This is a genomic window from Celeribacter baekdonensis, assembly GCF_900102315.1.
Taxonomy (GTDB): Bacteria; Pseudomonadota; Alphaproteobacteria; order Rhodobacterales; family Rhodobacteraceae; genus Celeribacter; species Celeribacter baekdonensis.
Window position 1 is genome coordinate 22,814 of record NZ_FNBL01000004.1, and the last position, 12,153, is coordinate 34,966.

10 protein-coding genes are annotated in these 12,153 nt (G+C 58.8%); 1 reads left to right on the forward strand and 9 read right to left on the reverse strand.

Features of this window, described 5'->3' with window-relative positions:
* Positions 1-26: 26 nt before the first annotated feature.
* From BLT54_RS08620 to BLT54_RS08660, 9 genes are all read right to left on the reverse strand, one after another.
* On the reverse strand, positions 27-1,208 hold the full coding sequence (locus BLT54_RS08620; RefSeq protein ID WP_009570614.1) for a DNA recombination protein RmuC: 1,182 nt from the start codon (positions 1,206-1,208) through the stop codon (positions 27-29).
* Complete coding sequence (gene mutL, locus BLT54_RS08625) at positions 1,208-3,112, reverse strand: DNA mismatch repair endonuclease MutL (protein ID WP_074643658.1); 1,905 nt, start codon at positions 3,110-3,112, stop codon at positions 1,208-1,210. Before mutL ends, BLT54_RS08620 begins: the two co-directional genes overlap by 1 nt.
* Positions 3,113-3,179: 67 nt before the next feature.
* The gene (locus BLT54_RS08630; protein ID WP_074643661.1) at positions 3,180-4,487 is read right to left on the reverse strand and encodes a M16 family metallopeptidase; all 1,308 of its coding nucleotides are present in this window, start codon (positions 4,485-4,487) and stop codon (positions 3,180-3,182) included.
* On the reverse strand, positions 4,484-5,830 hold the full coding sequence (locus BLT54_RS08635; protein WP_074643665.1) for a M16 family metallopeptidase: 1,347 nt from the start codon (positions 5,828-5,830) through the stop codon (positions 4,484-4,486). The genes BLT54_RS08630 and BLT54_RS08635 overlap by 4 nt, the downstream gene beginning before the upstream one ends.
* A gap of 224 nt (positions 5,831-6,054) precedes the next feature.
* The gene (locus BLT54_RS08640; protein ID WP_074643668.1) at positions 6,055-6,546 is read right to left on the reverse strand and encodes a DUF3035 domain-containing protein; all 492 of its coding nucleotides are present in this window, start codon (positions 6,544-6,546) and stop codon (positions 6,055-6,057) included.
* Between the two features lie 58 nt (positions 6,547-6,604).
* Complete coding sequence (gene lspA / locus BLT54_RS08645; protein WP_074643672.1) at positions 6,605-7,078, reverse strand: signal peptidase II; 474 nt, start codon at positions 7,076-7,078, stop codon at positions 6,605-6,607.
* Between the two features lie 9 nt (positions 7,079-7,087).
* Positions 7,088-8,677: a bifunctional phosphoribosylaminoimidazolecarboxamide formyltransferase/IMP cyclohydrolase gene (gene purH / locus BLT54_RS08650; protein ID WP_074643676.1), complete on the reverse strand. Its 1,590-nt coding sequence runs from the start codon at positions 8,675-8,677 to the stop codon at positions 7,088-7,090.
* Between the two features lie 48 nt (positions 8,678-8,725).
* Positions 8,726-10,429: a heparinase II/III family protein gene (locus BLT54_RS08655; RefSeq protein WP_245707985.1), complete on the reverse strand. Its 1,704-nt coding sequence runs from the start codon at positions 10,427-10,429 to the stop codon at positions 8,726-8,728.
* A gap of 135 nt (positions 10,430-10,564) precedes the next feature.
* Positions 10,565-11,857, reverse strand: a complete 1,293-nt coding sequence (locus BLT54_RS08660) for an RsmB/NOP family class I SAM-dependent RNA methyltransferase (RefSeq protein WP_074643681.1) — start codon at positions 11,855-11,857, stop codon at positions 10,565-10,567.
* A 47-nt stretch (positions 11,858-11,904) separates the two neighbouring features.
* Between BLT54_RS08660 and BLT54_RS08665 the strand changes: the two genes are divergently transcribed.
* Positions 11,905-12,111 carry a DUF1674 domain-containing protein gene (locus BLT54_RS08665; protein WP_074643684.1) on the forward strand — a complete coding sequence of 69 codons (207 nt, stop codon included), beginning with the start codon at positions 11,905-11,907 and terminating at the stop codon, positions 12,109-12,111.
* The last annotated feature ends 42 nt before the right edge of the window (positions 12,112-12,153 follow it).

A 12,153-nucleotide genomic window follows, 5' to 3' on the forward strand; every position in this document is an offset into this window, starting at 1 on the left:
GTCAACACATGGAAAGCCTACCCTGCTCAGAGCTTTGGCGCAATCGCTCCGACGCTCGGCACACGTACCACTTCGGCATCGGGTGCAAGCTCCTCAAAGTCGAAATTATCAAGCCGATTGGCCCGCTTTCCGGCTTTTTCCGCTGAGATTTTGATCTCTTCAAGGTCTTTCGAGGCCTGGCCAAAATGCCGATCCAGATTGCCAACCCGCTGCCCCAACCGCTCCACATCCCCAGACAAAAGCGACAATTCCTTGCGAATGGCCCCCGCCTGTTCGCGCATCCGGGCGTCTTTGAGAATCGCCCGCATCGTGTGAAGCGTCGCCATGCAGGTGGTGGGCGACACGATCCAGACCTTTTTATCAAACCCTTCACGTACAAGCTCCGGGAAATTCGCGTGAAGCTCGGCATAGACCGCCTCAGAGGGCAAAAACATCAACGCGCCATCGGCGGTTTCTCCCTCAAGGATGTATTTGTCAGAAATGTCCGAGATGTGCTTTTTCACCGAGGTCCGCATCATTTTCGCGGCCTCGTTCAGTTCCCATTGCGTGTCCGCGCGCCGCAGCGCCTCATAGGCCTCAAGCGGAAATTTGCTATCGACCACAATCGGTCCCGGCGGATTTGGCAGGTGGATCAAACAATCGGCGCGCCGCCCGTTTGAAAGGGTCGCCTGCAACGTATAACTGTCTTTCGGCAATGCCTTGCTGACGATGTCATTGAGCTGAATTTCCCCAAAGGCACCGCGGGTTTGCTTGTTCGACAAGATGTCTTGCAGCGACAAGACATTGCCCGACAGCTTTTCGATATTCGCCTGCGCCTTATCAATCGTCTCCAGCCGTTGCTGAAGCTCGCCCAAGGAATGCGCCGTGCGCCGGGCCGACCCCTGAAGGTTCTCGGACATCGCCAAAGACACATCCGACAACCGTTTTTCCATCATCTGGATCATATGGCTTTGCGCGGCAGCTTGCGCCTCAGAGACGTGTTGAAGCCCACCGGCGAGTTGGTGTTGGCCATCGGAGAGGTGTTGCACCGTTTGGCCCAATTGTCCCATTTGATGCATCATCGGTCCGCTCATCCGCATCGCAGCGCCGGAGCGGCGCACCGATACAAACAGCAAAATCACCATGATCAAAACCAGCGCCGCAATGCCGCCAAAAATCAAGATCATCATCTGATCCAACGCCAACCCGGCCTCCGTTATCTTATCCATCAGGTCCGTCCAAACAGGCGTTCAATGTCGGACAGCTTCAGTTCGACATAGGTTGGTCGGCCATGGTTGCACTGACCAGAATGCGGCGTGGCCTCCATCTCGCGCAGCAAGGCGTTCATTTCCTCGGCATGCATCCGACGACCAGAGCGGATCGACCCATGGCACGCCACGCGCGACAACACCGCCTCGATCCGTGCCTGAACGGTGTGGCTATCGCCCAGATCCGCCAATTCATCCAAAATGTCGTTGATCATCGCCTTGGCATCAACGCGGCCCAGCACCGCAGGCGTTTCACGCACGGCAATCGCGCCACCGCCAAAGGGTTCGATCACCAGCCCAAGCCGGGCCAGATCCTCGGCCAGATCCAAAAGCATTTGCGCATCATTGGCAGAAAGATCCACCACTTCGGGGATCAAAAGCGCCTGTGATCTGACGCCATGTTCCGCCATCTGGTGTTTCAGTTTCTCATAGACCAGCCGCTCATGCGCCGCATGTTGATCGACAATCACGATGCCGCGTTCGGTCTGAGCGATGATGTAGTTTTCATGCACCTGCGCGCGCGCCGCCCCCAAGGGCAGAGCCTCGGTTTCGGGCTGTTGCGCAACCCGTTCCATCCGCGCAGACGGCACAGACATTTCGGCAAACCCCGGCGTCTCATTGCGCACCGGGTGCTCGGGCGCTTGCCAGGCATAGCTTTGCGCCGTCGCCTCGGATGACGGGCGATAGGGCGCAGCGTATCCACCCATCGAAGGCCGATCCATTTGATAGACCCGCGGTTCGGTCACCTCCGGCCGCATCGCCCCCAATGTGGCATGCGCCACCGTGGTTGATGCCCGGTGTCCCGCCCCAGCCAAAGCATGGCGCAGGGCGGAAACGATCAAGCCGCGCGCAATCCCCGGATCGCGAAACCGCACCTCGGATTTCGCCGGATGCACGTTCACATCGACCAAATGCGGATCGCATTCGAGGAACAAACAAGCCGCCGGATGGCGATCGCGCGAGAGAAAATCAAAATAGGCCCCGCGCAGCGCCCCGACCAAAAGTTTGTCGCGCACCGGGCGGCCATTGACGAAGAGAAACTGCGACACCGCAGAGCCGCGTGAATAGGTCGGCAGCGCAGCATAGCCGGTCAGCGTCAAACCCTCGCGCTCGGCATCAATCGCCAAAGCATTTTCGGCAAACTCCTTGCCCAAAACCTTGGCCAGACGCCCGTGCAGCGCATCGAACATATCGCCGTTTTCGGGATCGACCCGGAACACCACCCGACCTTCGCCGCCACCCGACACATCGCGCAGCGTAAAACCCACATAGGGTTCGGCCATCGCCAGACGTTTGATCACATCCGCAATCGCCTGTGCCTCAGCCCGGTCCGTGCGCAGGAATTTCAACCGCGCCGGCGTGGCGTAAAACAAATCACTCAGCTCAACCACGGTGCCGCGCGTCAAAGCCGCGGGTTTCACCGGGTCCATATGCCCGCCAGAGACGGACAGGGTGACGCCCTCGCCGCCCTCCACCCGAGAGGTGATTTTCAACCGCCCCACCGCACCCAAAGAGGGCAAAGCCTCACCGCGAAAGCCAAAGGTGTGGATGTCCAAAAGATCCGAGCCGTCGATTTTTGACGTGGCATGGCGCGACAGGGCCAAGGGCAGGTCATCGCCGGTCATACCACAGCCGTCATCGCTCACCCGAATGAGGGTTTTGCCGCCATCGGCATAGTCGACCTCAACCCGACGTGCGCCCGCATCAATGGCGTTTTCCACCAGCTCTTTGACAGCGGAGGCAGGCCGTTCGACCACCTCGCCCGCCGCAATGCGGTTGATCGCGCCCTCGTCGAGTTGACGGATCACAGGACGCGACTGGGAGCGCGGCTCATCTTGGCTTATGTTGCGGTGAGGTAAATTCATGCCACTAGAGGTAGCATAATCCTCTCCGATTCGACCATGGCATTTTACGCCTCCATCGCTGCACACCTCAGTTGGTCTGAAGTCCTTCAGGCTGACCGACAACGACAAATGTCAGCGTCTCAGGGTTATAAATCCGTTTGATCACCCGGTTGATCTCGGCAAGTGTGACGGCATTCACCATGTCATTGCGCGTGGCGATGTAGTCCTTGGAAAGCCCATCCATTTGCATGCCCACAAGAATGCGCGCGATCGGCCCGTTGCCATCAAACCGCAGCGCATAAGCGCCGGTCAGATAGGTTTTGGCGATGTCGAGTTCGTCCTCGGTGATGCCGTCAGCGGCAATTTTGGCCCATTCCTGTTTGACCACATCCACCGCCTCGGAGACCGAGCCATTGCCCGATGAAAACTGGCCCATGATCAGCTCTGAATGATCAAAAGCGACAAGATAAGCCCCAATCCCATAGGTCAGCCCGCGTTTTTCACGCACCTCACGCATCAGCCGGGAATCGGCCCCGCCGCCCAAGATTTCATTGGCGATATAGGCCGGGATGAAATCGGGATCATCGCGCGAAAGGCCCTTTTGACCAAAGATCACAACGGATTGCGGCGTTTCAAACGGCACAACCGTGACGCCGCCGGTCAGAGCGGGATCGATGTGCTTTGGCAACTCCGGCCCAGTTGCGGGAAGATCGCCAAGCAGACCATCCAAAAGCGTGGACAGCTCCTGCGCCGAAATATCCCCCACGGCACCGACATAAATCCGATCGCGGGTCATCACCCGGGACTTGGCGGCAAACATGTCGTCGCGGGTCAGGCCTGCGACGCTGTCAAACGTGCCATTGTCGTCGCTGCCATAGGGGTGAGCGCCAAAACCCATCGCATTAAACGCTTTGGAGGCAATGTCGCCGGGATCGGTTTCAGCATTTCGCAGAATCGACATCACCTGCCCGCGCACCCGATCTACCGCATCTTGGTCAAAGCGTGGCTCCATCACGACCTGACGCAAAAGCTGCATCGCGTCGTCGCGGTTCTCCGTCAAGAAGCGGGCAGAAATGGTGACCGAATCGCTATAAGCGCCGAAATCAAAACTCGCGGCCAAGGCGTCGCGGGCTTTGGCAAAACCCTGCGCATCCATCTCGCCCGCGCCCTCTTCCAAGGTCGCCATCATCAAATTGACCTCCCCGCGTTTGCCGGGACGATCCAACACCGTGCCGCCGCGAAAGCTGATTTCAAGGGCGGTGAAGGGGATGGAATGCTCTTCGACCAACCAGGCCTTGATGCCGCCCGGCGTGGTGATGTCTTGAATCTCAACTGCGGCCTGCACCGGGAGTGCGAACCAAACGAGCGCCATCAGCGCGACTGCGAAACGTTTCATCCGTTTGCCCCTTGTTGTGTCTCAGGCTGTTGCTCCGGCATCAACCACCCTGTCACCGCATGACGGCGGTCAAACACCTCTGCGGCGGCGGCCATCACATCCTCTGGCGTCACCGCCTGAAGACTATCCGGCCAGGCCTCAATGTCCTCAATCGACAGGCCAATCGCCAGTTCTTCGCCATATTGACGCGCGAGCCCTTCGATATTGTCTTCGGCATAAATACGTCCGGCGCGCAGTTGGGTTTTGAGCCGCGCCAATTCGTCCAAGTCGATCCCCTCCGCCATGAATTTGGCAAGGGCGGCGTCCAACGCCTCCTCACCTTCTTGCAGAGACACCCCCGGCTTTGGCACCATCACAAGACTGAAAGTACCCTCATCAATGGAAGAGCCATCGTAATAAGCCCCGGCATAGATTGCCTTGGGATTTTCAAATGTGAGCGTACGCGCCAGAAAAGAGGTCGTTGAATTGCCGCCCAGAAGTTCGGCCAAAATGCTCAGGGCGGCGGCTGTTTTTTGATCTCCCGGATTGCGCTCCGGGGCCAGATATGTCCGCGACACCGAAGGCTGGGCCACGCGAGGGTCCGACATGGTCAAACGTCGTTCGGCCAATTGCGGCGGCTCAGAGGGGCGCACACGTGGGCCCAGATTCGGCGTCGGTTCAATCGGGCCGTAATAGGTTTTGGCCAGCTCATAGACCGCATCGGGATCAACATCCCCGGCCACAACCAAAATTGCATTATTGGGGGCATAATAGCGATGATAAAACGCAAAGGCGTCCTCACGATTGAGCTGTTCCATCTCATGCCGCCAGCCGATCACCGGGACGCCATATGGATGGTTCATATATTGAGCGGCGCGGGTTTGTTCGCGAAACAAGGCACCGGGATCATTGTCTGTGCGCTGGTTGCGCTCTTCCAAAACCACCTGACGTTCGGTCGCGACATCCTCTTCGGTCATCTGAAGATGACGCATCCGATCCGCTTCCATGTCCATCATCAGGCCCAGCCGATCGGCGGCAATACGTTGATAATAGGCGGTATAATCCCAAGAGGTGAAGGCATTGTCCGATCCGCCATTGCGCGTCACCGTCTCAGACAACTCGCCTGCGGCCATTTTGTCGGTGCCTTTGAACATCAAATGCTCAAGAAAATGCGCGATACCGCTTTTGCCCATGGGTTCATCTGCGGCTCCCACTTTGTACCACACGGTGTGGGCCACAACGGGGGCTCGGTGATCTTCGAGCACCACAACCTGCATACCATTGTCGAGCGCATATGTGCTGACATCAGCGGCAAAAGCGGGGGTAGAAAACGCAATCAAGGCTGCGATCAGGCCATGTTTCATCCGGTCACCTTCTTTGTCGGGTCCGTTAGCGGACGACTGGCCTATAGTTGCGCGCAACGCGCGTGAAGGGCAAGAGAGGGTGACGGGGATTTGATCAGCCCGGAGGGGGACTTAAAGCGTCACGCCCTAAACCTGAGACAGGGGAAAGGGGTGACGCCACCAGACATTTCAATGGTGTGGGCGTGACGCCCTAAACCCGTGAGTCAGGTTTATGGCGGAACGCTTTAGTCCTGTGGCGCGGAGGGCACCACGATGCCCAGGGCGCGCAAGCGTTCCCATTCGGCAAAAGCATCCAGAGCAAGACCGCGGTAGGCCCGTTCATAGGATTTACCACCAAGCCCAAGGAAGCCCGAACGGGCTTTGCTGCGGCGGGCGTCCGATTTCGCCAAATCCGCGCGAATCAAAGGGTCCACCCCGTAGCGCGAGGCATAGCTGACAATGCCGCCATCAACTCCGGTTGCGGGCGGCACACGCCCCCCAAGCGCCAGAATCGCATCGGCTTTCGGCGTTGCATCCGTCAGATTGGCCCCTCCCGGCGTTGGCGCGGGCAGAGAGGAAAAACTTGCGGGTTGCTGAAGCGGTTTGTTGGGGACAAGGCCAAACTCATCCGGTCCGGTTTTGACCGCATTCGGGGTCAATTCACGGCTCTGACCACAGGCCACAAGCACCGTCAAAGCCAAAAGGCACATGCCCATACGAACCGTTTTCGAAACCATAAGACTTTCCTCCGCACCATCGCGTCAGAGCCATGTTTAGACCAAGGCGCGGCCAAGGTCACGCGCGGTTTTTGCGCTCGCCGGTGAAAAGGATGAGACCAAAGGCCCCGGCGAAAATGGCAATATCGGCGACATTGAACGCATAGGGATTTCTAAAGCCACAGCAGGAGGTGTTCAAAAAATCAGCCACGGCACCGTAAAGCACACGGTCCAACGCATTGCCAAGCGCCCCGCCAATCAAAAGGCCAGCACTGACTTGACCAAGGCGCGTGAAGTTTTCGCGTTTGACCCAGCTCAGAACCCAAGCCGAAATCACCACCGCCAGGATCACCCAACCCCAGCGCAAAAAAGCGCCATGTTCCGCGAAAAGCCCAAAATTCGCCCCGCGATTCCATGCCATCCGAAACACAATATAGGGGGGGAAGACCTCGATCTCCCCCACCGATCTCAGATTAAGCGCATGAACCACGACCCATTTGCTGAGTTGGTCGATCACAAAGGTCATCAACGCTGCATAAGTCGTGATCCGCATTCTGTATCCTCAGTGGCGGAAGTGACGCATGCCGGTAAAGACCATGGCAAGCCCGGCCTCGTTTGCGGCATCAATCACTTCGTTGTCACGCATCGAGCCACCCGGTTGGATGACACAGGTCGCGCCCGCTGCCGCCGCTTCCAACAACCCGTCAGGGAAGGGGAAGAACGCATCAGAGGCCACGGCGGAGCCAATGGTCAACGGCTGCGGCAGGCCCATGGCCTCTGCCATGCGTTCGGCCTTTTTCGCCGCGATCAGCGCAGAGTCGAGACGCGACATTTGCCCCGCACCGACGCCCACGGTGGCTTGGTTTTTGACGTAAACGATGGCGTTGGATTTGACGTGTTTGGCAACTTTCCACGCGAACAACAGGTCTTTCATCTGCTCCGGTGTCGGCGCTTTCTCGGTGACGACTTTCAAATCATCCATGCCGATAAAACCCGCATCCTTGTCTTGGAACAGGTAACCGCCCGCGACCTGACGGATGGTGTTGAGCTTGGCCAACACCTGCGGCAGGCCTTCGGTAGTCAACAGGCGCAGGTTCTTTTTGGTGGCAAAAATCGCTTTCGCCTCATCGGACGCGCCGGGGGCAATCACCACCTCGGTGAAAATCTCGGTGATGGCTTTGGCGGTCTCCGCGTCCAAGGCTTGGTTCAGCGCCACAATGCCGCCAAACGCCGACGTGCGGTCGCAATCAAAGGCGTTCTGATAGGCTTGCAAAAGCGTCGCCCCCTTGGCCACGCCGCATGGGTTGGCGTGTTTGATCACCGCCACGGCGGGGCTTTCCGCCGGGTCAAATTCGGCCACCAATTCAAACGCCGCATCGGTGTCGTTGATGTTGTTGTAGGACAATTCTTTGCCCTGATGCTGAGTAAAGGTCGCAACACCGGGACGATCCGAGCCATCGGTGTAAAACGCTGCAGATTGGTGTGGGTTTTCGCCATAGCGCAGGGTTTGTTTGATCTGACCTGCGACCACACGGCGACGCGGCGCGGTCTCGCCAATCGCATCGGCCATCCAATTGGACACGGCGGCATCATAGGCGCCGGTACGGGCATAGGCGATTTGCGCCAGTTTTTGACGGAACGCATAGGTGGTCTGGCCGTCATTGGCCTCAAGCTCCGCAATCAACGCATCGTAATCTTCGACATCCACCACAGTGGCGACAAAACCGTGGTTTTTCGCCGAGGCGCGGATCATCGCAGGCCCGCCAATGTCGATGTTCTCGATCATCTCGTCATAGTCGGCACCGCGCGCCAAAGCGGCCTCAAACGGGTAGAGATTCACCACCAAAAGGTCGATGCCGCCAATCCCGTGCTCGTCCATCGCTTTGACATGCTCGGCATTGTCGCGCAGCGCCAAAAGACCACCATGCACTTTCGGGTGCAGCGTTTTGACCCGACCGTCCATCATTTCCGGGAATCCCGTCACTTCGGAGACGTCTTTCACGTCCAAACCCGCATCGCGCAGCGTTTTGGCGGAGCCGCCCGTGGACAAAAGCTCAACCCCCTTCCCGGCCAAGGCGCGGCCCAGCTCAATAAGGCCGGTTTTATCAGAAACGGAAAGAAGTGCGCGACGCACAGGGTAAAGGTCGGTCATGTGGCAGTCCCCAAGGTAGCTCGAATGCAGGTCAGATCAGGTCGCTGATCAACTCAAAGTCTCGTCGTCCATCTCAAGATCGCGGAGCGTCGTGGGCGTTTCCTGCGCTTTCGCGAGAGTCCAACGGACGCGCGTCGCATAATCCATTGCGCTCGCAGATAGAACCACTTGTTTCGCCGCACGCGGCTTTAATCGCGTTTTTTCGAGATAAACCGACCGTTCCAGGCTTAATTTCGCCCGCCCATCGTGGCGAAACACCCAAACTTCGCCGGATTTGAGCGCCATCGACACGGCCGAACCGCCCATATCCAACTCCGCATCCACATCGGGATGCAGATGAAAGCGAACCTGAAACGGGATACCCTGAAGCTTCAACCGATCCATCATCCGATCAAACTGCGCCTCATCCGTGGCTGTGATTGTGGCCAGCGTGTCTTCGCCCGCAATGCCGCGGCCATCGCGCGACAATTCGATCTGACGGATATGGGTCAATCCATGGGTGCGCATATAGCCATTGTGCCCGGCGACAAACCCGCCACCATCCTCGGAGACCCGGCGTTCAAGGCGCACATCGGTTGGCACATCGACCAGATATTCGCGCAAATGCCCGCCGATAATCTTTTTCGGTCCAAGACGAGAGGAGGAAAACCCTTCGATGCCAAGCGTCGAATGCGACGGCGTCGCCCGCCCGGCGCGCCGCCAATCCGGGCCGAAACTGGCCCCTGCCCCGCAATTGACAATCAACGGCCGCCGCCCGGATGTCAGCTCAAACGCAAGGGTCGAGGCATGGGCATTGAACGAGCTTTCAAGTGCTGGCGGTGAGGCCACATCAACGATGATCGAGGTGCGCCCCGCCGAGAGCCTGAGATAGCCCATATGCAACTCTTCGCCCGGCGCGACCTTATTGCCCGACGAGGCCAGTGCGTGATCCAATCGGCCCTCTGTGCCCCGCCCGCCACCATGAAACCGCGCCAATCCGCCGTCGGAATGGCGCAGCGCGCGTAGGGTCGGGGCAATGCGTTCAATCGCGGCCAAATGCGCCTCTTCGGCGATTTTCCCGGCCTCGGACAAAGCGCTGGCGGCCCAGGTCAAAAGCGTAAACACTTCCAACAACTCTTCGGGGTTGCGGGTCGGCAGACCGCCTTCTGCATCAATCTGGGTCTCGCATTCATGCGCCAGCGCAGTGACGGCGGGGGACACATGTTCCTCCATCCCCTCAAGCGAAAGCCCCGCGTAAATCAACCCGGTCAGGGCCTCAAACCGCGGCAGGCCCGGACTGGCCGTTTGCCAGCGGCGCGACAGAAAAATCGTTTGTTGTGCAAGGGTTTGATAAAAGGCGTTGGAGACCTCCGCCTCCCGACCCGACAGAAAAAACAGCGCGTGATTGATCCAACGGATCAGGCGACGTCCGGTCAGATCCGGCGTCCACCCCGGCCCCGTTCCGCGCGCATATCGGTCCATCCAGACCTCGATCCAGTCCTGAACCCGCATGCGCGCATTGATGTCACCGACAGCGGCCAGATCGTCCATCCAGGCAAAGCCATGCAACTCCTCGACAAACGCCGAACTCGGCGTGTCCAAATCCCAGATCAACGTGTTCGGCGCCTCGACCAGAAACCCCGCAAACAGGAAATTCCCGGCGATCAATTGCCGTCCACGCGCAAAAGAGCCGATGGATTTGGGTTCCGGCTGTGAAACAAATCCGGTCGCGGGCTTTGAACGCGCGGCACGCCACGCATGAAACTGGTTCATGCGGCGAACGGTCTTTGCGCGCCAATCCTCGCTGTCTGACATTCGGGCCTGCCTCACCCTGTTTTCGGGTCATTTTCGTTTAGCTACAAAGATAGCGGGCGGGGGCCGGGATGTCATTGGGAAATGGCCGCGATTTTAGCCCCGGCGCAGAACCGTGATAAAGAATCCGTCCAATCCGCCAAAATCCGCCCAATAGTCAGGCCGTGTTCGTAGCCCTTCTTCGCCGATCCAGTCGGGATCAACGCCCTCAATCTTGAGCGCATCGAGATCAACGACCAAATCAGGGTGGCGCAATTTCGCATCGCGCACCTGCTCTTCGCCCTCATCAATGAGCAAGCTACAGGTGCAATAGATCAGTCGTCCGCCGGGTTTCAGCAGGGCCAAAGCGCGGTCAATCAGGTGCTCTTGCAACTCGAACAGGCCGGGGAAATCGGAGCCATCTTTGACCTGCGGCAGGTCCGGGTGTCGCCGGATCGTGCCCGTCGCGGTACAGGGCGCGTCGAGCAGGATCGCATCAAACGGCCCACCCTCATATTCCAACGCATCACTGACCACGATCTCGGCACTCAGGCGACAACGCGTCAGGTTTTCTTGCACGCGCTTCATCCGGGAGTCGGAAATATCGAGCGCCGTCACAATGGCCCCAGCCGCAGAAAGCTGCATGGTTTTGCCACCCGGCGCAGCGCACATATCCAAGACATGCTCACCAGACTGCGGAGCAAGGATGCGCGCGGGCAGCGCGGCGGCGGCGTCTTGCACCCACCACGCGCCTTCGGCGAATCCTTCAAGTTTCGTGACCTGAACCGACGGATCGAGGCGCAGTGATCCCGTGGGCAGCACCGTGCCGCCCAGCGTCTCGGCCCATCCGGCCACCTCATCTTTGACGCTCAAATCCAGCGGCGCGCCCTTGGCATGGGCCACTTCCATCAAAGCCACCGTCTCTTTGCCGAAATCCGCGATCAACGGTTTGCGCAGCCATTTCGGCATCATCGGCGCGGGCAACGCATCCCATTTGTCTTTGCTGCCATCAATTTTGCGCAAAACCGCGTTCACCAGCCCTTTGAAATGGCTGGCTTTGGCGCGCTCTTGCATCAAAGCGACATAGGCGTTCACCACACCATGCGCGGCCTCATTCACGGCGCAGATCTCATACACCCCAAGGCGCAGCGCATTCATCACATGCGGCGCGGGGCGTTTGGTCAAATGCGGGCCAAGCATCCGGTCACAACGGTCCATCACCCGCAAACATTCGCTGACCAACCGCTGCGCGCGGGCGCGGTCTTCGGGCGACAGGTCTTTGGTGCGCAGCATGAGCACTTCGGACAAAAGCCGCTTTTCCACCAAAATGGCGTCAAGCAGGGCCAAAGCGGCGCGACGGGCCTCAAGCCCCGCAACAGGGGATGGTGTGTTGGTTGATCTTGTTTTCATGGCATTGGCGAGTATATCAGAAGGGCAAGCCGGACAAGGATTTCTCGATGAGCGACGACACACAAAAGCCCGCCTTAGAGTCAAAGACGGATTTGCCCGCCGCAGCCGCGCGCGCTTTGGCCGAAGCCGAAGAGCGTCGCAAAGCCCGCGAAGCCGCTTTGGCGCAGATGCCGATTGAGTTGGGTGGCCGTGAGGGCCCAGAACCCGTGCGCTATGGCGATTGGGAAAAAAAGGGCCTCGCGATTGATTTTTAATGCTGAGTTTTAAAATAAAAGCCCGCAGATTTCTGCGGGCTT